The following is a 22,682-nucleotide window of genomic DNA, read 5'->3' on the forward strand; positions in this document are numbered from 1 at the left end:
ACCCAGTCAAGGAGTCACCTACTCACTTCGTTGACTATAACGGGAGTGGCCTCCTCACCCAAGGGGCGGTGCGCACGCCCCGCGAGCAGCAGCGCGCCCGCGACCATTCCCGAGGCGAGACCCAGGATGCCGACGGCGGTGGCGAGGCTGCCGACCACGGTTTCGAGGCCGATGAGGATCAGCGGGCAGACGAACTCGCCGAAGAAGAAGGCCGCCGTCCACAGGCCGGTCCCGCGGCCCCGGTCGGCGTAGTCCAGCCGCGACATCGCGACGGTGAGCAGGGACGGCAACAGGACACCCGTACCGAGGCAGTTGAGCACCGCTCCGGCGATCAGGAGCACGGGGCCGTTCGCCAGTCCCATGACCAGGAATCCGGTGCCGCACAGCGCGAAGACGACAGGCAGCCGGTCCGCGGGCGCGCCCGGCAGCCTGGTGAAGGCGATCGATCCGGCCACCGTGGCGGCACTGGCGAGAGCGGTGGCGAGGCCGATGGTGCCGGTGGAGGTGACGCCCAGGTCGTCCAGGAGATAGGCCGTTTCGACGGGCACGGTGTAGAACACCATGGCGCCGAACACCGTCAGCGCGCAGATGCCGGCCAGCCGTCTGACAGGGAACGGGCGTGCCTCGGCGGCGGGTTCGGTGATCTTCTCCTGGTCCGGCTTGGACAGGGTGGTCGCCATCAGGGGCGCCAGCAGCAGGCCGACCGCGTAGATCCAGAAGGGCGCGCGCCAGCCCGCCGAGCCGGCCGCGCCGCCGATCACGAAGAACGCGGTGGCGGAGGCGGATGCGCACATGGTCTGGAGGGCGAGATAGCGGTCCCGGACACGGCCCGTGTAGTAGTCGCCGATCAGCGTGGTGCAGCAGGTCATGATGGCGGCCTCGGTGATGCCGACGAGCACCCGGGAGGCGACGATCGCACCGAGTGAGTCCAGCCAGAGCGGTGCGGTGCCGAACAGTGCGTACAGCGAGGTCGCGACGACCAGCAGGCGTCTGCGGCCCAGCCGGTCGACGATGACGCCCGCGAAGGGGGCCAGCAGGGCGAGCGCCAGCGCCGGGACGGTCAGGACCACCGGGACGAGGGTCTTGGCGCCGGGCACCGAGTCGAAGTGGTCCTGCATCTTCGGCAGCACCGGGGCGATCAGGACGGCGCCGAGGACGGGCAGACAGCTGCCCGCCATGAGGAGAGGGGCGCGCAGGGGGACGGATCCGGGCATGGCGGGGCTCCACATGCGGTGGCTGGGGGTGCCGCGCCGCAGCAGGGCGGTCGCGCACCGGCGGGGACTGCGCCCGAAGCGGCGGGCGTCAGGAACTGCCCCGACTATGAGCGAGCGCGGGGTCCGCGCCTAGCCCTCAGCCGATCGATCTCCCGGATCGGGATCATCCACGACCTGGATGCCCGGCCCGCCCGCGACCGTCCGCTCGCCCTGATCCGCCGCTGCCTCCGCCACCGCCTCCGCCTCCCTCACCGTCACCGCCTCCGGCACCGCCGCTCCGACCCGCGCCGCCGTCTCGCGCAGCCACATGTGCGCGGCGTCATGGGTGTGCACCGGATGCCACCACAGGGCCTCCTGCAACGGCACCGTCTCGTAGGGCGCCCCCATGATCCGCACGGGTGCGATGCCGCGCAGCCGCTCGGCGAGGAGTTCCTGGACCAGGGCGATGCGCCGGGTGCCGGCGACCAGGAACGGCAGCACCTGGAAGCTGTCGACGGACACCTCGACCTTCGGTTCGATGCCCAGCATGCCGAGCTGGCGGACGGCCGGAGCGTCGTAGGTGCGCTGGTACGTCACCCAGGGCAGCCGCGCCACGTCGTCCCGGGTGAGCCGCTCGCCGACCTCCGGATTGTCGTCGGCGACCAGGAAGACCCACTGGTCCCGGTAGAGCTCGGTCGCGGGGAAGCCGCTGATGATGCCGTGCGGCATGAGGAGACCGTCGGTCGTGCTCAGCAGGGTGCCGGCCTGCTCGATGATGCCGGGCGGCGTCTGGACGAACCGCAGCCGGATACCGGGGGCCTCCTCGTGGACCGTGCGGGCGAGTGCGGCGCCGAAGACGGCCACGGCGTAGTCGGAGGAGACGATCGTGAACTCGCGCTCCTCGCTGGCCGGATCGAAGTCGGCCTGACTGGTGAAGAGGCGCTCCAGCAGGTCACAGGCGGTCGAGGTGCGGTCGAGGAGGACCTGGCCGAGGGCGGTCAGTTCGTAGTGGCCGCCGACGCGGGAGAGCAGGTCGTCGTCGAAGTGGCGGCGCAGCCGGGAAAGGGACGCGCTCATCGCGGGCTGGCTCAGACCGACCCGGCGCCCGGCGCGGGTGACGTTGCGCTCCTCCAGCAGGGCGCGAAGGGCGACCACGAGGTTGAGGTCGAGGCTGGCCAGGTTCATCGCGCGCCCTTCGGTCGTCATAAGCCGTCTTCATAAACCGCGTGGATGATCCGCATCCACGGAATCGATTTCCCAGATTACGAGAGGAGGGCCCAGATTAGTCACATCGCCATCAGGAGGACACGCCCGTGAAACCTGCAGCCTTCTCCGGACCGTTCGCGCTCGGTACCTTCTCCGCCCCTGACGAGGCCCCTTTCCCCGGCCTCCTGGTCCCCGAGGGGCAGGTGCTGGACCTTCGGACGGCTCTCGACGAGCCCGCCCCGACGACCCGCGCGGTCCTCGAGCGCTGGACCGAGCTGCTGCCCCGCCTGCACGAGCTGGCGGCTGACCCGACAGCCGGCCGCCGCCCCCTGGACGGCCTGCGCGTGCACGCCCCCGTCGAGCCCCGCCAGATCTTCCAGTCGGGTGCCAACTACCGGCAGCACGTGATCGACCTGGAGGTCGCCCACCGCTCCCCCGACGATCCGCGCACGGTGGAGGAGGCACGGGCCGAGATCGCGGAGATCATGGACCGGCGGGCGGCCGAGGACCTGCCGTACGTCTTCATCGGCCTGCCGAGCGCGATCACCGGCCCCTACGACGATGTCGTACTCCCCGACTGGGCCGAACAGCCGGACTGGGAACTGGAGTTGGCGGTCGTGATCTCCCGGCCCGCCTACCGGGTGTCCGTCGAGGAGGCCCTGGACCATGTCGCCGGGTACACGATCGCCAACGACCTCACCGACCGCGCCTCCGTGTTCCGCCGGGACATGAAGGCCATCGGCACGGACTGGCTGCGCAGCAAGAACGCGCCCGGCTTCACCCCGCTCGGCCCCTGGATCGTGCCGGCCGGATCGCTCGCCGACCCCGGTGACCTGCGGCTCACGCTCAAGCTCAACGGCGAGACCATGCAGGACGAGTCGACCGCGGACATGCTCTTCGACGTCGCGCGGATCGTGTCGTACGCCTCGCGGACGTCCCGACTGCTCCCCGGTGACCTGGTGTTGACGGGCTCCCCGGCCGGAAACGGTATGCACTGGGGCCGGTTGCTGCGGGACGGCGACGTGATGGACGCGTCGATCACCGGTCTCGGCGCACAGCGCACCCGGTGTGTGAAGGAGGGGTCGTGAACCCCGACGACCCCGAGGGCGCGATCGCCGAGGCCGCCAAGGTGTGCTCCAACTGGGGGCGTTGGGGCGAGGACGACGTGCTCGGCACCCTCAACTTCCTCGACGAGGCCAAGCGCCGGGAAGGCGCCGCACTCGTGCGGCGCGGTGTGAGCTTCTCCCTCGCGCAGAGCTTCGACATGAACGGCCCGCAGAAGGGCTGGCGGCGCCGCACCAACCCGGTGCACACCATGCTCGACACCGGCACCGACGCGGCCCTCGGCAACCAGGGCTTCCCGCACGGCATCGGCGGCGCCGACGACGTGATCGCGATGCCCTTGCAGTGCTCCACCCAGTGGGACGGGCTCGGCCACATCTTCGACCACGGCCGGGCCTGGAACGGCCGGGACGCGGCCCGCACCGTCACCTCGGACGGGGACCTCGTCACCGGCATCGAGCACATGGCACCGTATGTCGCCGGGCGAGGTGTCCTCCTCGACGTGGGTCAAGTGATCGGCGAGCGGGGCGAGTTGCCCGACGGCTTCGCCGTCACCGAGGAACACCTCGCGGCCACCGCCGAGGCGCACGGCGTGCATGTCGGCCGCGGTGACATCGTCGCCGTCCGCACCGGGCGGCTGGCCCGCGCCCGGCGCGAGGGCTGGGGCGACTACGCGGGCGGCGACTCCCCCGGACTGTCGTTCACCACGGCCGGCTGGCTGCACCGCACGGAGATCGCCGCGATCGCCACCGACACCTGGGGCTTCGAGGTGCGGCCCAACGAGTTCGAGCACGCCTTCCAGCCGCTGCACCAGGTCGCCATCCCCCACATCGGCCTGCTGATCGGCGAGATGTGGGACCTCGACGCCCTCGCCGCGGACTGCGCGACGGACGGCCGGTACGAGTTCTGGCTCACCGCCGCGCCCCTGCCCATCACCGGGGCCGTCGGCTCCCCGGTCAACCCGATCGCCGTCAAGTAACCCGCGGAACAAGGGAGTTCCCCATGAGCACACCCCGCACAGTCCTCGTCATAGGCGGCGGCGCCGCCGGCAACGCGGTGACGATCCTGCTGCGCCGTGCCGGCGTCACGGTGGACCTGATCGAGGCCAGACCCGACTGGAACGCCACCACCGGCTCCGGCATCACCCTCCAGGGCAACGCCCTGCGCGTGCTGCGCGAACTCGGCGTCTGGGACCAGGTCGAGGCGTCCGGCTTCGCCTACGGGGAACTCGGCGTGACCACCCCCGACGGCACCGTCGTCCACGTCGAGCAGGACATCCGCACCGGCGGCGAAGACCTGCCCGCCACCCTCGGCATGCAGCGCCCCCAGCTCCAGCGGATCCTCATCGACGCGGTCCGCGCCTCGGGCGCGACGGTCCGGCTGGGCACCACCGCCGAGAAGCTGACCCAGGACACCGACGGCGTCTCCGTGCGCTTCAGCGACGGCACCGAGGGCCGCTACGACCTGGCGATCGGCGCCGACGGCCTCAACTCCGCCACCCGCGCCGCGATCGGCATCACCGCGAGACCCGAGCCGACCGGCATGGCGATCTGGCGCACCCCCGCACCGCGCCCCGCGGGAGTCACCCGCACCGACCTGGCCTACGGCGGCCCGGCCTACATCGCCGGATACTCCCCGACCGGCGAGAACACCCTCTACGCCTACGTCGTCGAGGCCCGCCGCGAACGCGACTCCGTCGACCCGGCCGCCTACGCCGACGAGATGTGCGCACTGGCACGGTCGTACGGCGGATTCTGGCCCGAGATCGTCCGGCACATCACCGACCCCGCGAAGATCAACTACACCTGTTTCGAAAGCCTGTTGGTCGAGGGATCCTGGCACCGCGGCCGGGTCGTACTGATCGGCGACGCGGCCCACTGCTGCCCGCCCACCCTCGCGCAGGGCGCGGCGATGTCCCTGGAGGACGCGTCCGTGCTCGCCGAGCTGCTGAGCGACGGCCGGGACTGGAACGACGAACTGTTCCAGGGCTTCCACGACCGCCGTATCCCGCGGGTCAGATCCGTGGTCGAGGCGTCACTCCAGCTCGGCCGGTGGCAACTGGACGGCGTGCGTGACGCGGACGTGCCGGGGCTGATGGCCCGCACGATGAACCCCCTCAGGGAACGGCCGTGACCGGCCCGACCGTCGACGTGCACGCCCACGTCCTGATCCCCGAGGTCGAGGCGGCCGTCGCCGGGCTCCCCGGCCTGGCCGAGGCCCAGGCGCTCGACGCCCGCCGCAACGGCGCCGCGTCCCTCGCGGTCAGCGGCCCGATGGTCCGCTCCATCGTCCCGAAGGCGACCGACGTCGCCGTACGGCTGGCCGCGATGGACGCCCAGGGCGTGGACGTACAGCTGGTCAGCCCCTCCCCCTCGCATTACCACTACTGGGCGGACGAGGAGACGGCCGAGAAGGTGTACCGGCTCGCGGGCGAGGCGACGGCCGCGCACTGCGCGCAGTCGCCCGACCGGCTGCGCGGCCTGGGAATCGTCCCGCTCCAGCATCCCTCGCTGGCCGTCCGCGCTCTCGAGGACGCCCTGGACCAGGGCCTGTCGGGCGTCGAGATCTCCTCGCACGCACCGGGTCGGGAGCTGTCCGACCCGGCGTACGAACCCTTGTGGACCCGGGCCGAGGAGAGGGGCGCGATCCTCTTCCTGCACCCCTTCGGCTGCACCCTCGACGAGCGCCTGGACCGCTGGTACCTGTCCAACGTCGTCGGGCAGCCCGTCGAGAACGCCGTCGCGCTCTCCCATCTGATCTTCTCCGGTGTGCTGGACCGCCACCCCGGCCTGAAGCTGATCGCCGCGCACGGTGGTGGCTACCTCCCCACCCACATCGGCCGCTCCGACCACGCCTGGTCGGCCCGCTCCGACGCGGGCGCCGGCTGCGCGCACCCGCCGAGCAGCTACCTGAAGCGCCTCTGGTTCGACTCCCTGGTCCACGACCCGTACGTCCTGCGGGAGTTGGTCCGGGTCGTCGGCCCCGACCGGGTCCTGCTCGGCTCCGACTACCCCTTCGACATGGGCACCGGGGATCCCGTCGGCGCGTTGCGCGCGGCCCGGCTGCCCGACCCCGACTTCCACGCCGTACGGGGCGGCAACGCCGCCGCCCTCCTCCGGAAGGACTGACCGTCATGCGTCTGCTCACCCATCTGCGTCACGTCGACCTCGCCGTGCCCGACTACGACAAGCAGCTCGACTTCTACGCCGGCGTCTGGGGCCTGACCAAGGTCGCGGAGGACTCCGGGATCTCCTTCCTGGCCGCCGAGGGCTCGCCGGAGCAGTACGTCGTACGGCTGCGCAAGGCCGAGGAGAAGCGGCTGGACCTGGTGTCGTACGGTGCCGCTTCGGCCGCCGACGTGGACACCCTCGCCGAGGAACTCCTCGCGGGCGGCGTGCGGTTGATCTCCCGGCCGGGCAAGGTGGACACGCCCGGCGGTGGTTACGGCTTCCGCTTCTTCGACGTGGACGGCCGGACCGTCGAGGTCTCCGCGGACGTGGCGGTCCGCCGGCACCGCAAGATCGAGGAGAAGGAGGCGATCCCGGTCAAGCTGTCGCACGTGGTCCTCAACTCCCCCGATCTCAACGTCACCCGGGAGTGGTACGAGCGCCATCTGGGCTTCCGGCTCTCCGACACCCTCATGCACCCGCGCATGGGCGAGGCCATGCACTTCATGCGGATCAGCAACCAGCACCACTCCATGGCCATCGCGCAGGGCCCGCACACCGCCCTGCACCACGTCTCCTTCGAGATGCGCGGCATCGACGAGTACCTGCGCGGCTCCGGCCGGGTGATGCGGGCCGGCCACCGGAAGGTCTGGGGTCCTGGCCGGCACATGGCGGGCGACAACACCTTCACGTACTTCCTGGACCCGCACGGCAACACGGTCGAGTACACGACCGAGTTGGAAGTGCTGGACGAGGACACCTGGCACCCGCACGTCTACGACTTCTCCCGGCCGGAGGTCTCCGACCAGTGGGGCACGGCGAACCCGATGAACGAACTGGTCGCCAAGGAGTCGTTCAACGACGTCGACCGCGGCGTGTTCGTCGCCCCGCCGGTGTGAGGCCCCCGTGCGCATAGCCACCTATCTCCACGACGGCCGCCGCCGGGTCGGTGTCGTCGAGGACCCGGTCGTACGCCAACTGCCCGACGGCACCTCGCCGATCGAGGCCGCGTCCGGCGTGCGCCCGGTGGGGCCCGCCGTCCCGCTGGCCGACGTACGTCTGCTGGCGCCGCTCCAGCCGCCGACCGTCCGGGACTTCGTGACCTTCGAGGAACACGTCGAGGGCGTACGGCGCTCGATCGACGGCGACGCGGGGGTGCCGGACGCCTGGTACGACGCCCCGACCTTCTACTTCACCAACCCCTACGCGGTCATCGGCCCCTACGACGACGTGCCGGTGCCCCCGGGTTCGCGGGTGCTGGACTTCGAGCTGGAGGTGGCCGCCGTCATCGGGCGCGAGGGCCGGGACCTCACACCCGAGCAGGCCCGCGACCACATCGTCGGCTACACGATCCTCAACGACTGGTCCGCGCGCGATCTCCAGTCCCGCGAGATGCGGGTCAACCTCGGCCCGTGCAAGGGCAAGGACACGGCCGCGACCCTCGGGCCGTACCTGGTCACCGCCGACGCGTTGGAGGGGTACCGGGACCCGGACGGGTTCCTGCGGCTGTCCCTGACGGCGGCCGTGAACGGTGAGGTGGTCGGCAAGGACCTGCTCTCCAACATGAGTTGGACCTTCGAGGAGATGGTCGCGTACGCCTCTCGGGGCACCACGGTCCGCCCGGGCGATGTGCTGGGCTCGGGCACCTGCGGCAACGGCGGCTGTCTGGCGGAGCTCTGGGGCGTACGGGGGCGTCGGGACCCGGCGCCCCTCGGGCCCGGCGACACCGTGACGCTCACCGTGGAGGGCCTCGGCAGCACGTCCAACACCGTGGTCGCCGGCGTCGACCCGGTGCCGTTGCCGACCGGCCGGCGCCGCACCCGGGAGCGCCCGTGAAACGGCTCCTCGGCAAGGTCGTGGTCGTCACCGGCGCCGCCCGCGGTCAGGGCGCCGCCGAGGCCGAGGCCCTGACCCGGGAGGGCGCCCTGGTCGTCGCCACCGATGTCACCGACGCCCCGGGCTGCCGCCGCCTCGACGTCACCGACGACCAGGAGTGGGCCGAACTCGCCGCGGAACTACGCGAGTCGTACGGTCACGTCCACGGCCTGGTCAACAACGCGGGCATCACCTGGCGGGCCCGCGTCGGCGACGTACGCCCCGAGGACTTCGCCCGAGTCCACGCCGTCAACGTCACCGGCCCGCTGCTCGGCATCCAGCACCTCGCCCCGCTGATGCCGCCCGGCGCCTCGATCGTCAACGTCGGCTCCACGGCCGCGCTCACCGGGCACTACCCGGTCGCCTACACGGCCAGCAAGTGGGCCCTGCGGGGTCTGTCGAAGGCGGCGGCCACGGAGCTGGGCCCGCGCGGTGTCCGCGTGAACACCGTGCACCCCGGTTACATCGAGACCGAGATGACGGCCTCCGCGGCCCCCGCCTTCCGCCAGGCGAACATCCGCGAGACCCCCCTCGGCCGCACCGGCACGGTCGCCGAGATCACGCCGCTGGTGGTCTTCCTGCTCTCGTACGAAGCCTCGTTCATCACCGGCGTCGAGATCGCCGTGGACGGCGGCCTCACCGCGCACGGCGGCGTCAAGTCCCTCTCCGACGCCGTGCGGGACGGGGCCGGCTGAAAGCAGCGACCCCGGTACGGCAGGTGACGTCCGGCCCACCCGGAATTCGGGCCGGCGTCAGGGCTTGCGGGCCACGCCTCCGAAGTCGTCGACCTCCGGGCCCTCGGTGCCGGCCGGTCCCGGGCGCCAGCGGGACACCGACACCAGGCCCGGCTCGACCAGGTCCAGACCGTCGAAGAAGCGGGCCAGTTCCTCCGGGCTGCGGTTGACCCGCGGGTTGTCGCCCGCCTCGTTCCACTGCTCGATCATGGTGCGCATGCCCTCGGGGTCGAGCACCTCGGTGTCGTCGCAGAGCACGAGGTAGCTTCCGGAGGGCAGCGCCTCGACCAGCCGCCCGACGACGCCGTACGCCGCGTCGTCGACGATGTGGGCCGTGATGCCCAGCAGCACCAGCGCGATGGGCCGCTCGAAGTCCAGCGTCCGGGCGGCGGCCCGCAGGATGCCCTCGGGGTCGCGGATGTCGGCGTCGATGTAGTCGGTCGCGCCCTCGGGCGAGCTGGTGAGCAGGGCCTCGGCGTGGGCGAGTACGACGGGGTCGTTGTCGACGTAGACGATCCGGGTCTCGGCGGCGATGCGCTGCGCGACCTCGTGGGTGTTGTCGGCGGTGGGCAGGCCCGTGCCGACGTCCAGGAACTGGCGGATGCCCGCCTCGCGGACGAGGTGTTCCACGCTGCGGACGAGGAAGGCCCGTTGGGCCCGGGCTATGTCGAGGATCTGCGGATTCGCCTCGACGATCTGGTCGCCGACCTGCCGGTCGATCTCGTAGCAGTCCTTGCCGCCCAGCCAGTAGTTCCAGATCCGGGCCGAGTGGGGCACGTCGCTGCGGATGAGTTTCTCGTCAAGTGGCATGCGCTCTCCCGGAGTTGATCTGGACTGACCCCACCTCACCGCTTGACGGCACACCCCGTCAAGCGCGGTGGGCCGAAGGCGAGTCCGTTCTCGTCCAGGGCGTTGAAGACACTCACCCGGGCGTCCGGGAAGACGAAACTCACGTCCACGTTCCCCTCGGCGGCGTCCTTGCCGCTCCACACGAGGAGTTCGGCACGCTCCAGGGCCTGACCTCGCAGGGCTGCCAGTCCGGGCAGGGGGTCAAAACGCCACTCCAGGTCGAAGCCGGGCCAGTGGACCGGGCGGCCGGGGTCGATCGAGTTCCAGGTGAGGGAGACCTCGTCCAGCTTCCCGTGGTTGACCTCGACCCGCTCGCCATCGAAGTCGAACAGCACCGGGCAGTCGGCGAACCACTCGTCGTCCCGCAGATCCCAGACCGTCCAGGTCCTCGTCAGCACCCGCCCGGCCAGGGCCCTCAGGCGCGGCCCGTGCGCCCGCTCGACCGCGTCGCGGCTCCGCAGCCACCGCGGCTCGTATCCCTCGACACCGAAATCGAACACCGGATCATGGTGTCAGGTCCGTGGCGCGGCCCGTGCCGGTGGGGGCGCCCTGGTTCGCCCTGTCGGCGGCCGGGTACTCGTGGGCCACCTCGCACGACCCAGGAGGCCGCCATGCGTGATGGTGCCGATGCCCGGTTGTCGATCCGGGACCGTCTCGTCCTCAAGCACATCGAGACCGAGATGCGGCGCGACCGCCGCACGGACAGGCCGCCGGGAAGGACAGCGGGTACGCGGGGGCGCGACCCGTGGCTGGCCCTCTCTGTGGGGCTCCTGGGGGCGGCCTCGGTCTTCCTCGCAGTGGTGGGCATGGGCAGCTGGGATCCCGCGGTGCTCCTGGCCTTCGCCGCCCTGTGGCCGGTGACCCTGCTCCAGGGCTTCCGTCTGGTGTGCCGCTGGTCCAGGCCGCGTGCCGAGCGCTGACGCCCGCCCCGGGCGGACCGCGCGTACGCGGAACCGCCCGGGGCGCTCAGGCCCGCCTGGCTCGGGAAAAGCTCAGACGAGGGGGGTGCCGGGTGTGCCGGGCTCGTCGGGCCGGATGCGGCCCCGCCAGGCGCCCGTCTCGCCGCCCCGGTGCTCGATGTAGTCCTTGAAGCGGCGCATGTCGCCCTTGACCCGGCGGTCGAGCACACCGAGCATGTCCGCGCTCTTCTCGGCGACACCCCCGGGCTCGACGTCCATGGTGAGCTCCACGCGCGTGTGCGTGTCGTCCAGCCGCTGGAACCGGACGGTCCCGCGCTGCTGGACGTCACCCTCGACGACCCGCCAGGTGATCCGGTCGTCCGGCAGCTGGTCGACGATCTCGGTGTCGAACTCGCGCCGCACACCACCGATCTTGGTCGTCCAGTGGTTGTGCTTGTCGTCGAGCTGCCGCACCTCCTCGACACCTTCCATGAACCGCGGGAACTCCTCGAACTGCGTCCACTGGTTGTAGGCGGTGTGGACGGGGACCTCGACGTCCACCGATTCCTTGACCGTGCTCATCAGTCGTCCTCCTCACTGCTTGTGGTCCGCGCCGGGTACCCGGTCGGCGCCACGCGAAGACTTCCGGAGCATGTGAAGAACGGCCCGTTCGCCGGGGCCCTGGGTGGCGGGGATGCCGTACACGCCCTCCTCGCCGAGGTGGGGCAGGGCCGCGGCGACGGTCACGCCCTCCTCGTAGAGCTCGATCACCCGGGGATTGATGTACGAGGCCCGGCAGACCGCCGGTGTGTTGCCGAGGTACTCGGCCACCTCCCGCACCGCGCGGGAGATCGCACGGCGGCGGGCGCTCTCGCTGCGTGCGACGGGCTCCGAGACGGCCAGGGCCACGGCGGCCATGACCGTGGCGTGCCAGGTCCGGAAGTCCTTGGCGGAGACGTCGAGTCCGGCCACCTCCTTGAGGTAGGCGTTGACGTCGTCGCCGTTCACGTCGTGCCAGGCGCGCCCCTCCCAGTAGGCCAGGAGCCGGTCGCCGCCGCCCCGGCGCCGCAGCAGCGAGGTGAGGCTGCGGCAGGCGGCGGGATCCACGACGGTCTGGGCGATCTCCCGGCCGGCCTTCCCGGAGTAGCTGAACAGGACGGCCCCGGCCCGGCAGCGGGAGTGCTCGCGCAGCAGCGTGGTCAGGCCGTAGCTGTTGTTCAGTTCGGTGTAGCGGTCGCTGCCGATCCGGAAGAAGCCGAGGTCGAGCAGGCGTACGGCGGTGGCGAGGACCCGGCGGCGGGTCAGCCCGTGGTCACGCAGATGCTCCTCGACGACGTCCCGGACGGCGGGGAGCGTCTCGGCGAGGTCCAGCACGTGCTCGTGCTTGGCCTGCTCCTGCTCGGCGCGGAACCGCGGGTGGTACAGGTACTGGCGGCGTCCGGCGGCATCGGTGCCGACGGCCTGGAGGTGCCCGTTGGCCCGGGTGCAGATCCACACGTCCTGCCAGGCCGGCGGAATCACCAGGTCCCGGATCCGGGCGAGCTCGACCTGATCCCGTACGGGCTGTCCGTCGGCGTCGAGGTAGCTAAAGCCGCGTCCGTGCCGCCGACGGTGATATCCCGGCTCGGTGGGCCGGCTGTGGTGGAGCCGCATCCCCGCCTCCTCAAGAACACCCTCCTCCCCCGATTACCCGGATCCCGGTGGTGCAGCCCGCGGGACGGGTACCCGGGGCCCGACGGCGGTGCGCGGCCGACGGACCGCTCTTCGCCGGAGGGAAGGAGCGTGTGTCATGTCGAGCCCTGATCAGGGACCGCGACGGAATCCGGTACCGGGTGGCGGTGTGCCGCCCGGCGAGACCCCGCCCGCGGAGACGGGCATCTCCGGCATCTCCCATCCGGAGCCGCCGGAACTGCGCGGCAAAGGCTGGGGGGCCATGCCCCTGACCGTGATCGCGCTGATCGTGGCGCTGGTCGCGGTCGGGCTGATCGCCATGCTGGTGGAACTGAACCTCTGAGCTCCGGGTACGGCTGGTGACCTGAAACCTCCGGGGGGCACTTACCTCCGGGGGCCGCTTCCGACCGTGGCCGCCGGACCCTTCCTCATGGCCGTGCGGCGCGGACGACGACCAGTTCCTCCTGGTGGTCGTCGGTGCCGGACAGCCCCTGCCGTACCAGCCACGCCCGCCGGGAACGCAGCACGGGGCCGTACGGCACGGCGGCGCGTTCGGTGACCGAGGCGCTCAGGCCCCGGTCCCTCAGCCGCCGCAGCGTGGCGTCCGTCCCGCACAGGCCGGAGTGCACGATCAGCAGCACCCCGCCCGGGCGCAGCACGGTGGGGGCCGCCTCGCAGATCCGGTCCACGAACGCCCGGCCGTCGGCGCCCGCCTCCCAGGCCCGGGCCGCACCCCGGCGCGGCAGCCGGGCCGCGGGCGAGGGCACGTAGGGCGGGTTGCTGACCACCAGGTCGTACGACCGTCCCGCGACGGCCGTCGTGAGGTCGCCGCGCCGGACGCGGACCCGCCGGCCGGCCAGCAGCGCGTTGACGCGCGCGGTGAACACGGCGAGCCGTGAGACGTCCACCGCGGTCACCCGGGCGCCCAGCCGCGCCGCCTGCACGGCGACCGCGCCGCTGCCGGTCCCGAGATCCAGTACCTCGGTCGCGTTGTCGATGTCCTCCCGGCCCAGGGCCCGCATCAGCAGCCCGGTGTCCCATTGCGGGGCGTACACGCCCGGCGGGGTCAGCAACAGCGCCGGCGGGGCCGGCATCAGCGTCTCCGACACCATCGGTGATCTCCGTTCGTCGCCCCCGCGCTGCCTCTGCCGTCACTCTGGGTGCCCCGGACCCGGTGATCCAATCGCGGCACCCTTCTTTCGCGGCCGTTACCCGGAGGCTTCCGCGCTCACCCGGGTCACGACGACGATCGCGCCGGGCCCCGAGTGAGCGCGCCCGGCCAGGGGTACCCGGCCGTCCGGACGAACACCGCCTGGCTGCGGTCCCCGGCCCGGAACGGGGCCTGAGACCCGCGGGATACCCGCGGCATCCATCCGGGTGCTCGACACCGAACCATCCGACAGTGAGGCCGACATGAGCGAGCAGACCCCGTCCCAGGCGGAGGGCGAACAGCCGCAGACCTCGTCGAACGACGAGCCGCCGTCCTCCGATGCCCGGGACGTGCCCCGGACCACCCCGTCGCAGGCGGAGGGCGAGGACACGGACCAGGAGGACGAGGAGACGGACGCGGAGGCGAGCGAGGAGTGGAAGAGCGGCTGGTCCGGTCCGTGACCGGACCGGCGGGTACTGCGGCGGCGTGAAGACGGAGCCGCCTTCGAGCAAACCGGCCCCGGGGAAGGGACATTATGAACGTGCCGACACGGAAGTCGTCCGACGGTCCGGCACGGCACAGAATGCTGGGCATCTACCTCAACGATCATCTGGCCGGCGCGACGACCGGTACGGAACTCGCCCGACGCATGGTGCACGAGCACCGCAGAACGGCGTACGGCGGCAAGCTGGGGAAACTCGCGGCGGAGATCTCCGAGGACCGTCAGGCCCTGCTGGGGCTGCTGGCCGACCTCGGCGTCCCCGCGCGGCGTCACAAGGTGGTCGCGGCGTGGCTGGCCGAGCGGATCGGGCGGATGAAACCCAACGGCCGACTGCTGCGTCGCTCCGGTCTCAGCGTGCTGGTCGAACTGGAGGCCCTGCGGCTGGGGGCACTGGGCAAGGCGGCGTTGTGGCGTGCCCTGCTCTCCGTGTCGGCGCAGGAGGCCCGTCTGGACGCCGATCAGCTCGAACGGCTGCTGCGGAGGGCGGAGGAGCAGATCACGACGCTGGACTCCCTGCACGCCAGGGCCGTCGTCCAGGTGTTCCGGGTGCTGCGCCCCCGGTCCGCGCCGCCCCACGCCGCCCCGTGACCGCCGAGCCGGGGCCGACGTCGATCCGGCCATTGTCCGGCGGCTCGCCGGACACGGCTCGCCTCGGCCTGGCGACCGAGTAACTCGCCCGCCCTGGAGGCACGTTCGGGAGAGCGGAAGCTCCGCTTGCCCGAGCCCCGACCTGACGGCCGCCGCGCCGGAGCGAGGCACTCCCCCACCCGACCGTCCTCACCAGGTACCGGCCACCCGGGGCAGGTCCCCGCACCGATGTGCCCTATGGCCGGTTCCACCCGGTACCCGCCGTCCTCGCAGGTTGTGCCCGGCAGCGACGGGCACCCGACGCCGGCCCGGATCCGGCCGTCAGCCGAGGAGACTCTCATGGGCTTCAACCCGCTCGAACACCAAGGCATCCCACTCGACCGCCAGTTGCGCAACTGGCGCGAGCTCGACGTCGAACCCGTCGACCCCGATCACGGCGACCCGTACACCAAGTGCCGCGTGATCGCCATGAACGGCATCGAGGTCGAAGCGATCCTCTTCAGCCACCAGTTCGCCCGGCACTGCCCCGACCCGGACGTCAAGCGGCAGCTGGCGGAGGTCCGTTACATCGAGCAACAGCAGCAGAAGGCCGTCAACTGGCTGCTGCCCGGCCTCTCCTCGGTACTGGAGACCACCATCTCCTACGAGCAGGTCGCGGTGGACCTCACCGGCTGGATCGCCCGTCACGAGCCCGACCCGTATCTGAGGCAGGCGTACGAGTTCGGCGTCCTGGAGGACTTCGACCACCTGTACCGGTACTCCAACCTCTACGAGATGATCGAGCACCGCAAGGCCGAGTCGGTCGTCGACGGGCTGACCGAGGTCATGCCGGGCCGCCCCACCAAGTTCCACCACCGCCACCCGGCCGACAACGTGCGCGATCCCTACGACCGCACGACCGTCGACCCGCTGTCCCGGCTGCACGCGCTGACGATCATGTCGGCGGAGCAGCAGACCATGAACTTCTACATGAACGTCGGCCCCCAGTACATGGAGCCGATCGCGCGGCAGCTCTACCAGGAGATCGGGCTGATCGAGGAGGAGCACGTCACGCACTACGAGTCGCTGGTCGACCCGGGCGAGTCGTGGTGGGAGCAGCTCGTCACCCACGAGTACAACGAGTGCTACCTCTACCACTCCTTCATGGAGCAGGAGCCCGATCCCAAGGTGAAGGCGATCTGGGAGCTGCATCTGAACATGGAGCTCGAACACCTCCGTATCGCCTGCGAGTTGATGCGCCGCCACGACGGCCGCGAACCGCAGGAGATCCTCGCCCCCGAACTGCCCGACGTGCTGACCTTCGAGGAGAACAAGCAGTTCGTCCGCGGCGTGCTCGACACCCAGATGGACCTCACCACGCTGGGCGCCGGCTATGTCCGCGACGCGCACGAGCGCTTCGAGAGGATGCAGGAGCGGATCCACGGCGGCGAGGAGCCGCCCAGCGAGCGGGTGATGGCCCGGCACCGGGAGATGTTCGGCCGCGAGTACCGCGTCGAGACCGAGGGCGAGCACCCCGACGTCGCCTCCCGGGAGAGGAGCTGACATGGCCGGGATCGCGGCGAGCGACGCCGACGTCGTCGCCCTGTTGATGCGCCGGCACGGTGACATCCGCAACCTCTTCGACGAGGTCGAGCGGACCGTGGGGGACGAGCGCCGGGCCGCCTTCCGGAACCTGGTGCGGCTGCTCGCCGTGCACGAGACGGCCGAGGAGGAGGTGATCCACCCCTTCATCCGCGGTTCGGTACCGGACGGCGGACGGATCGTCGACGACCGGCTGGCCGAGGAACGGGAGGCGAAGGAGCTGCTGTCGCGGCTGGACGGCATGGACACCGACGACCCGAAGTTCCTGCCCGAGCTCCAGACCCTGCGCACGGACGTGATGCGGCACGCCCGCGCCGAGGAGCGCTACGAGTTCATCCACGTCCGCCGGCACGCCGACCAGGCCCGCCTGTCCGCCATGGCCACGGCGCTGCGCGCGGCCGAGGCGATGGCTCCGACCCACCCCCACCCGGGCACCGAGTCCGCGGCCGGGAATCTCACCCTCGGGCCGCTCGCCGCCCTGGTCGACCGCACCCGCGACGCGGTGCGCAAGGCGCTGGGCAAGGACGGCTGACCGGGCGCGGCACCGGCTGAGAAGGCGGGTGCTTCACCGGGATCTCTCGGGGGAACCCGGCCCCCATGAGCGCACTCGCAGGGGATCACCAGTCGTACTGGATGGAAACCGCACCCCCAGGAGCCCTCCACCCGCCCCTGGACTCCGACCTCACGGTCGACGTCGCCGTCATCGGCGCGGGCATCGCGGGACTGAGCACGGCCTGGGAACTGGCGCGCGCCGGCCGCCGGGTCGCGGTCCTGGAAGCGGACCGGATCGCGGCCGGCGTCACCGGCCACACGACCGCCAAACTGAGCGTCCTGCACACCCTGGTCTACGCACGGCTGCGACGCACCCGCGGGCCCGAGACCGCGAAACTCTACGCACGGTCCCAGACGGAGGCGGTCCGGCGAGCCGCCGAGGTGGCGGAGCAGCTCGGCGTCGACTGCGACTGGGAGGACACGGCGTCCTTCACCTACGCCCAGGAGCCGTCGGGGACACAGGAGCTGAAGGCCGAGGCGGAGGCCGCGCGCGAGGCGGGGCTGCCCGCCGAGTACGTCACCGAGACCGGGCTGCCGTTCCCGGTCGCGGGCGCCGTCCGGGTCGCCGAGCAGGCCCAGTTCCATCCGCGCAAGTACCTCCTAGCCCTCGCCGAGGACCTGGTCCGGCAGGGCGGCATCATCCATGAGCGGACCCGGGTCGTGGGCCTGGAGGAGGGCGAGCCCTGCACGCTGCGGACCGAGGGCGGAGCCCGGGTGCGGGCCGATGACGTCGTGGTCGCCACGCACTACCCCGTCTTCGACCGGGCCCTGCTGTTCACCCGCCTCTCGCCGCGCCGGGAACTCGTCCTGACCGCGCCGATCCCCGCCGGCCTCGATCCGGGCGGCATGTTCATCACGCCCGAGCAGGGCACCCGCTCGGTGCGGACCGCCCCGTACCAGGACGGACAGCGGCTGCTGATCGTCACCGGCGAGCACTTCACCCCCGGCACCGCCGATGTGAACGCCCGGTTCGACCGGCTCGCCGACTGGGCGCGCGAACAATTCGGCGACCTCGCCTTCACCCACCAGTGGGCCACCCAGGACAACGACTCCACGGACTCCGTACCGCTCGTCGGCCCGCTCCACCCGGGCAGCCGGCACACGTACGTGGCCACCGGCTTCGGCGGCTGGGGAATGAGCGGCGGCATCATGGCCGGCCGCCTTCTGGAGCGGCTGATCACGGGTCAGAAGTCCGACTGGAGCGATCTGTACGACCCCCGGCGCATCCGCTCCGTGGTCGGGGAGGCCCCCACCTTCCTCAAGACCCAGGCCAAGGTCGCCCGGCACTTCGTCGGGGACCGGCTGACCTCGGTGGCGGGGGGCTCGGTGGACGACATCGAGCGGGGCGACGGCGCCGTCGTCCGGGTCGGCGGACACCGCTGTGCCGTGTACCGCGACGAGGACGGAGAACTGCACGCCGTCTCGGCCCGCTGTACGCACCTGGGCTGTCTGGTCGCCTTCAACTCGGCGGAACGCGCCTGGGAGTGCCCCTGTCACGGGTCCCGCTTCACCCCCGACGGGGACATCGTCCAGGGACCTGCCCTGCGGCCGCTGGAGAAGCGGGACATCTGACGCCCGCACGAGAGGGAAGTGACGACCTGATGAGCGCTCCCGACCGGCTGCCCGTGCTGCGCACCCTCGGTGAACTCGCCGAACTGATGGCGCGCGGCCCCCACCTCTACGTGCGCTGGTCACGCGGTCCCGAGGCCGACCGGGAGCTGAGCGAGAGCCGCGACGGACTGACCGGCATCCGTATGTCCGGCCTGTCCGCCAACCCGCTCGCCGTCGAGCCCTGGTGGCAGGGGCGGCCCGTCGAGCTGTGGGTGGCCCGGCGGCTGTACGACTACTCCCACCTGCCGCGGGAGAGGGGTGAGGGGGTGCGCCCGTGGGTGCTCCACGGGCGCGAGGAGGGGCGCGGCCCCGACAACGAGCCGCTGGTCCAGGACGTCGAGCCGATCGGCTGGATCGACGAGAAGGTCATCGAGGAGGCGGAGACCGCGGTGATCGACCAGGAGGGGCCGTGGGGCCCGATGCGACGCCCCGGCCACCACGGCCGATGAGCCCCGCCGGCGCGGTGACCTGGCCCGGCGCGGTGACGTGCCCCGGCGTCAGCGCACCGCGTCATTCAGCGTCGCGGTCGAGGAGCTCCTTCACGCCCTGAGCCGTGAGCGCCAGCTGCTCGGGGGTGCCGGCGTCGATGACGAGCGTCAGGTCCTCCTCGGGCCAGTCATGCGCGAGGGCGCCGAGCACCACGCTGCGGTGCCGCCGGATCTGCGGTAGCGCCCGTTCCATCCGGGCTCGGGTGGTGAAGACCGGCACCAGCTCGGTGCCGTCCTCCTGTTCGTACACGGGCAGGCTCAGGGCCTTCGGGCCCGGCCCCTCCCCGTTGAGCACCGCGGGAACCAGTACCTCGGCGCCGGCGAGCGTGCTCAGCGCCGCCTCGTCCGGGCCGTGGGCGACGACGGTACGCAGGGCCTGCTGGGCCGCGGAGGCGGCGTTCTCGGGAGAGGGCTCGGTCATGGTTCTTCCCGTCGCCGTGATGGGCCCGGCCGCCGGACGGTGCCGGAGGCCACCGAGTACCCGCGCCCCGGGGCCTCAACAACCCGCACACCGCACTTCCCGCGGAGCGCCTAGGCACTGGTGAGGAGCTGCGGCGAGAGTTCCTTGATCAGGGTGTTGGTCCAGCGCATCTGCCGCAGTGTCTGCGGGTGGCAGTCCGTGACCAGGGCGAGGAGCCGTTCGTCGTGGGTGGCCTGTGCGGTCTGGGCGAGCATCTCCCAGTACAGGGAGTTGCGAGCGGCGGCCAGGTGCAGGTCGCGCAGGTCGTACAGGAGCAGCAGGCCGGCCTCGGGGCGTCGGCCGAGGGCCTCGGCGGCCTTCTCCCGCAGACCGGCGAGAGCGCCGGGTGAGGGGTCGTCGGCCGGGCCGTCGAGGTCGACGTCGTGGTGACGGCCCAGCTCGGCGAGCCGGGTGCTGTGCTCACGCGACCAACGGGCGAGGTCGCCCGCGACGTGGTGGACCTCGTGGTCACCGCGGTGCCGTTCGGCGGTGGCCAGGAGGTCCTTCTCCAGGGCCCGTTCGCCGTCGTGCAGCGCGCGCAGGGTGAGGGCGATGCCGCTCATGTCCGGCTCCCGACGTCGGCGCCGGTCCGTTCCCGGACCGTCGGTGCGGTGCGGCGGGCGACGAGGGTGACGCGCGCCGCGCACGTCTTGAACAGGGGCTGCTTGGAGACCGGGTCCCAGTCGGTGACCGTGGCCTCGTTGGCGGCGCGGCCGGCGCTCCCGTCCGGGGGCCGGTGGCCTTCGGGGGTGTCCCAGTAGCCGTAGTGGAACGGCAGGAAGACCACTCCGTCGCGCATGGCGGTGGCCCGCAGCCGGGCGCGCACCGCTCCGCGCGGGGTGCCGACCTGGACCAGGTCGCCGTCGCTGAGGCCCTGCCGGGCGGCCTCGGTGGGTGACATCTCCGCCCAGACCTCGGGGGCGGCGGCGTTCAGCTCGGGGGCGCGGCCGGTCTTGGTGCGGGTGTGGAAGTGGTGGACGGTCCGTCCGGTGATGAGCTGGAGGGGGTAGTCCGGGGAGACGTCCTCGTGGGGTGGCAGATACTCCGCCGCCTTGAGGACCGCCTTGCCGTGCGGGTTGAGCGAGCGGTACTCCACGGGCTCGACGGACGCCCCGGTGACCAGGTCCTTGCCGTAGCTCTCGCAGGTGTCGGCGTCGGCGAAGGAGATGCCGTCGGTGTAGAGGCGCTGTGTGCCGCCGGGCGTCTCCTCGGTGCAGGGCCACTGGATGCCGCCTTCCTCGCGCAGCCGGTCGTGGTCCAGGCCGGTGTAGTCGCAGGGGCGTCCCGCGCTGCACCGCCGCCAGGCCGCGAACGCCGTTTCCGGGTCGTGCCAGGTGATCAGCGGGCCGCCGTCCTTGTCCCGGAAGTCCATGCGGGCGGCGTAGTCGAGGAAGATGTCGAGGTCGGCGCGGGCCTCGCCCGGCGGCTCCACGGCCTTCTCCGACAGATGCACGGTCCGGTCTGCGTTGGTGAGGACGCCCGTCTTCTCGCCCCAGGTCGCCGCGGGCAGCACCACGTCGGCCAGCTGGGCCGTCTCGGTCAGGAACAGGTCCTGGACGACCACGAACAGCCGCTCCTGGGAGAGGACGGAACGGATCCGGGACAGCTCCGGCAGCGACACGGCCGGGTTGGTGCCGGTGATCCAGAGCAGCCGGATCGAGCCCTGCTCGGCGTAGCGGAAGATCTGCATCGCGTGAGTCGGCGGGGCGTGGTGCGGGATGTCCTGCGGGCGTACGTTCCACACCTTCGCCAGGTCGGCGACGTGTGTGTCGTTCTGCCAGTTGCGGAACCCCGGCAGGTCGCCGTCCGCGCCGCACTCCCGGGTGTTCTCCGCGCTGGGCTGGCCGTTCATCTGGAGCAGCCCGCGGCCGGGGCTGCCGAGCATGCCGCGGATCAGGTGCAGGTTGTTCACCTGGACGGCGGCCGCGGTGGCCTGGTGCGACTGGTAGACGCCCTGGAGGACGGTGGAGGTCAGCCGCTCGGCGGTGCCGAGGAGGTCCGCCGCGCGCTCGATGGTGGCCGCCGGTACGTCACAGATCCCGGCCGCCCAGCGTGGCGTGCACGGCTCGACCATGGCCGCCAGTTCGTCGAAGCCGACGGTGTTCGCCTCGATGTAGTCGCGGTCGACGAGGTCCCGGCGGATGATCTCGTGCAGCAGTGCGTCGAGCAGGGCGACGTTCGTGCCGGGCCGGGGCGCGAGATGCACCTCGGCATGCCGGGCCACCGGGGTGTGCCGGGGGTCCACGCACACCAGGCGGGGCGGCCGGGTCCCGGCGAGCCGGTCCAGTACCCGTGCCCACAGCACGGTCTGGGTCTCCGCCATGTTGTGCCCGAACAGGGCGATCACGTCGGCGTGGTCGATGTCCTCGTACGAGCCGGGCTGGCCGTCGCAGCCGAAGGTCTGCTTGAGCGCCTCGGCGGCGGTGGCCGTGCACAGCCGGGTGTTGCCGTCCAGGTGGTTGGTACCGATACCGGCGCGGGCGAGGACGGCCAGCGTGTAGTACTCCTCCAGGAACAGCTGTCCGGTGGTGTAGAAGCCGAGGGCTCCCGGGCCGCGCTGCTCCAGCAGCTCCCGTGAGCGGCCCACGACCTCGTCCATCGCGGTGTCCCAGTCGCACTCCACCAGACGCCCGTCCCGGCGGACCAGGGGGCGGGTCAGCCGGTCGGGGGAGCCGTTCGCCTGCCACCCGTACAGGTCCTTCGGGCCGAGCCGACCGCGGTTGACGCGGTCCGCGGCCCGCCCTCGCACGCCCACGATCCGCCCGTCGCGCACGGCGATGTCCATGGCGTCGCCGTTGGAGTGCAGCAGCGACGCGGACGGCACCCATCGTTCGACGTCGTCCTCGGCGAGGCCGGGGGCCAGGTGTGTGTCGGTGCGGGAGGGCCAGGGGGTGCCGGGGTCGTAGGGGGTGCGGGCTCCCCAGATGTCCTTGGTTCGGTCACGGTCGTCGGCCACCGTGTCACCTCCAGCTGTCCATGTGCGAGCGGGCTGCTTCGGCGAGTACCCCGCTGCGACCGCCTTGCGCGGGTCGCCGTGTGGGCCCGCCCGGTCCGGGGCACTCGGGACCGCGGCGGGGCCGTCCGGGCCGCCGCA

Annotated in this window: 25 protein-coding genes; 15 read left to right on the plus strand and 10 right to left on the minus strand. The window is 71.9% G+C overall.

The window, feature by feature from the left end; translation table 11 throughout:
• Nucleotides 1–14: 14 nt before the first annotated feature.
• Both ABKA17_RS07335 and ABKA17_RS07340 read right to left on the minus strand, forming a co-directional pair.
• Nucleotides 15–1,214 carry an MFS transporter gene (locus tag ABKA17_RS07335; protein ID WP_353691060.1) on the minus strand — a complete coding sequence of 400 codons (1,200 nt, stop codon included), beginning with the start codon at nt 1,212–1,214 and terminating at the stop codon, nt 15–17.
• Nucleotides 1,215–1,343: 129 nt separating this feature from the next.
• A complete protein-coding gene (locus ABKA17_RS07340) occupies nt 1,344–2,378 on the minus strand; it encodes a LysR family transcriptional regulator (RefSeq protein WP_353691604.1) in 1,035 nt (344 codons plus the stop codon).
• 128 nt (nt 2,379–2,506) lie between these two features.
• On the opposite strand from ABKA17_RS07340, the gene ABKA17_RS07345 reads away from it, so the two are divergent.
• Genes ABKA17_RS07345 through ABKA17_RS07375 form a run of 7 tightly spaced genes read left to right on the plus strand, consistent with a single transcriptional unit; the run spans nt 2,507 to nt 9,198 of the window.
• On the plus strand, nt 2,507–3,487 hold the full coding sequence (locus tag ABKA17_RS07345; protein WP_353691061.1) for a fumarylacetoacetate hydrolase family protein: 981 nt from the start codon (nt 2,507–2,509) through the stop codon (nt 3,485–3,487).
• Entirely contained in the window at nt 3,484–4,440 is a 957-nt protein-coding gene (locus ABKA17_RS07350) for a cyclase family protein (protein ID WP_353691062.1), read from the plus strand. Before ABKA17_RS07345 ends, ABKA17_RS07350 begins: the two co-directional genes overlap by 4 nt.
• 23 nt (nt 4,441–4,463) lie before the next feature.
• Entirely contained in the window at nt 4,464–5,594 is a 1,131-nt protein-coding gene (locus ABKA17_RS07355; protein WP_353691063.1) for an FAD-dependent oxidoreductase, read from the plus strand.
• A complete protein-coding gene (locus ABKA17_RS07360) occupies nt 5,591–6,589 on the plus strand; it encodes an amidohydrolase family protein (protein WP_353691064.1) in 999 nt (332 codons plus the stop codon). Before ABKA17_RS07355 ends, ABKA17_RS07360 begins: the two co-directional genes overlap by 4 nt.
• Nucleotides 6,590–6,594: 5 nt before the next feature.
• The gene (locus tag ABKA17_RS07365) at nt 6,595–7,527 is read left to right on the plus strand and encodes a VOC family protein (protein ID WP_353691065.1); all 933 of its coding nucleotides are present in this window, start codon (nt 6,595–6,597) and stop codon (nt 7,525–7,527) included.
• 7 nt (nt 7,528–7,534) lie between these two features.
• The gene (locus tag ABKA17_RS07370; protein ID WP_353691066.1) at nt 7,535–8,464 is read left to right on the plus strand and encodes a fumarylacetoacetate hydrolase family protein; all 930 of its coding nucleotides are present in this window, start codon (nt 7,535–7,537) and stop codon (nt 8,462–8,464) included.
• Nucleotides 8,461–9,198 (plus strand): SDR family NAD(P)-dependent oxidoreductase, encoded by a 738-nt coding sequence (locus tag ABKA17_RS07375; protein WP_353691067.1) that lies wholly within the window; start codon nt 8,461–8,463, stop codon nt 9,196–9,198. The genes ABKA17_RS07370 and ABKA17_RS07375 overlap by 4 nt, the downstream gene beginning before the upstream one ends.
• A 57-nt stretch (nt 9,199–9,255) precedes the next feature.
• Here ABKA17_RS07375 and ABKA17_RS07380 read toward each other — a convergent pair whose 3' ends face one another.
• Both ABKA17_RS07380 and ABKA17_RS07385 read right to left on the minus strand, forming a co-directional pair.
• Nucleotides 9,256–10,047, minus strand: a complete 792-nt coding sequence (locus ABKA17_RS07380) for an SAM-dependent methyltransferase (RefSeq protein WP_353691068.1) — start codon at nt 10,045–10,047, stop codon at nt 9,256–9,258.
• A gap of 35 nt (nt 10,048–10,082) precedes the next feature.
• Nucleotides 10,083–10,586: a hypothetical protein gene (locus ABKA17_RS07385; protein WP_353691069.1), complete on the minus strand. Its 504-nt coding sequence runs from the start codon at nt 10,584–10,586 to the stop codon at nt 10,083–10,085.
• A gap of 111 nt (nt 10,587–10,697) precedes the next feature.
• On the opposite strand from ABKA17_RS07385, the gene ABKA17_RS07390 reads away from it, so the two are divergent.
• Nucleotides 10,698–11,006, plus strand: coding sequence for a DUF3040 domain-containing protein (locus tag ABKA17_RS07390; protein ID WP_353691070.1), 309 nt, complete (start codon nt 10,698–10,700; stop codon nt 11,004–11,006).
• A gap of 72 nt (nt 11,007–11,078) precedes the next feature.
• Here ABKA17_RS07390 and ABKA17_RS07395 read toward each other — a convergent pair whose 3' ends face one another.
• Together ABKA17_RS07395 and ABKA17_RS07400 are read right to left on the minus strand one after the other, a co-directional pair.
• The gene (locus ABKA17_RS07395; RefSeq protein ID WP_353691071.1) at nt 11,079–11,567 is read right to left on the minus strand and encodes an SRPBCC family protein; all 489 of its coding nucleotides are present in this window, start codon (nt 11,565–11,567) and stop codon (nt 11,079–11,081) included.
• A 12-nt stretch (nt 11,568–11,579) separates the two neighbouring features.
• Complete coding sequence (locus tag ABKA17_RS07400; RefSeq protein WP_353691072.1) at nt 11,580–12,638, minus strand: DNA topoisomerase IB; 1,059 nt, start codon at nt 12,636–12,638, stop codon at nt 11,580–11,582.
• A 136-nt stretch (nt 12,639–12,774) separates the two neighbouring features.
• Between ABKA17_RS07400 and ABKA17_RS07405 the strand changes: the two genes are divergently transcribed.
• Nucleotides 12,775–12,999, plus strand: a complete 225-nt coding sequence (locus ABKA17_RS07405) for a DUF6480 family protein (RefSeq protein ID WP_353691073.1) — start codon at nt 12,775–12,777, stop codon at nt 12,997–12,999.
• An 85-nt stretch (nt 13,000–13,084) separates the two neighbouring features.
• Here the strand turns inward: ABKA17_RS07405 and ABKA17_RS07410 are convergent, their stop codons facing one another.
• Nucleotides 13,085–13,768 (minus strand): HemK2/MTQ2 family protein methyltransferase, encoded by a 684-nt coding sequence (locus tag ABKA17_RS07410; RefSeq protein ID WP_353691074.1) that lies wholly within the window; start codon nt 13,766–13,768, stop codon nt 13,085–13,087.
• A gap of 301 nt (nt 13,769–14,069) precedes the next feature.
• Here ABKA17_RS07410 and ABKA17_RS07415 point away from each other — a divergent pair, with 301 nt between their 5' ends.
• From ABKA17_RS07415 to ABKA17_RS07440, 6 genes are all read left to right on the plus strand, one after another.
• Nucleotides 14,070–14,267 carry a hypothetical protein gene (locus ABKA17_RS07415; RefSeq protein WP_353691075.1) on the plus strand — a complete coding sequence of 66 codons (198 nt, stop codon included), beginning with the start codon at nt 14,070–14,072 and terminating at the stop codon, nt 14,265–14,267.
• A 74-nt stretch (nt 14,268–14,341) separates the two neighbouring features.
• Entirely contained in the window at nt 14,342–14,896 is a 555-nt protein-coding gene (locus tag ABKA17_RS07420) for a hypothetical protein (protein ID WP_353691076.1), read from the plus strand.
• A 339-nt stretch (nt 14,897–15,235) separates the two neighbouring features.
• Nucleotides 15,236–16,438 (plus strand): hypothetical protein, encoded by a 1,203-nt coding sequence (locus ABKA17_RS07425; protein WP_353691077.1) that lies wholly within the window; start codon nt 15,236–15,238, stop codon nt 16,436–16,438.
• 1 nt (nt 16,439) lies between these two features.
• Nucleotides 16,440–17,009, plus strand: coding sequence for a hemerythrin domain-containing protein (locus ABKA17_RS07430; RefSeq protein ID WP_353691078.1), 570 nt, complete (start codon nt 16,440–16,442; stop codon nt 17,007–17,009).
• Nucleotides 17,010–17,074: 65 nt separating this feature from the next.
• The gene (locus ABKA17_RS07435) at nt 17,075–18,601 is read left to right on the plus strand and encodes an FAD-dependent oxidoreductase (protein WP_353691079.1); all 1,527 of its coding nucleotides are present in this window, start codon (nt 17,075–17,077) and stop codon (nt 18,599–18,601) included.
• A gap of 29 nt (nt 18,602–18,630) precedes the next feature.
• The gene (locus ABKA17_RS07440) at nt 18,631–19,089 is read left to right on the plus strand and encodes a DUF6098 family protein (RefSeq protein ID WP_353691080.1); all 459 of its coding nucleotides are present in this window, start codon (nt 18,631–18,633) and stop codon (nt 19,087–19,089) included.
• Nucleotides 19,090–19,150: 61 nt separating this feature from the next.
• Here the strand turns inward: ABKA17_RS07440 and ABKA17_RS07445 are convergent, their stop codons facing one another.
• From ABKA17_RS07445 to ABKA17_RS07455, 3 genes are all read right to left on the minus strand, one after another.
• A complete protein-coding gene (locus tag ABKA17_RS07445; protein ID WP_353691081.1) occupies nt 19,151–19,549 on the minus strand; it encodes an SseB family protein in 399 nt (132 codons plus the stop codon).
• A gap of 110 nt (nt 19,550–19,659) precedes the next feature.
• The gene (locus ABKA17_RS07450) at nt 19,660–20,151 is read right to left on the minus strand and encodes a hypothetical protein (RefSeq protein WP_353691082.1); all 492 of its coding nucleotides are present in this window, start codon (nt 20,149–20,151) and stop codon (nt 19,660–19,662) included.
• The gene (locus tag ABKA17_RS07455) at nt 20,148–22,544 is read right to left on the minus strand and encodes a molybdopterin oxidoreductase family protein (protein WP_353691083.1); all 2,397 of its coding nucleotides are present in this window, start codon (nt 22,542–22,544) and stop codon (nt 20,148–20,150) included. Before ABKA17_RS07455 ends, ABKA17_RS07450 begins: the two co-directional genes overlap by 4 nt.
• Between the last annotated feature and the right edge of the window lie 138 nt (nt 22,545–22,682).

Source organism: Streptomyces sp. RG80, from assembly GCF_040446465.1.
Taxonomy (GTDB): domain Bacteria; phylum Actinomycetota; class Actinomycetes; order Streptomycetales; family Streptomycetaceae; genus Streptomyces.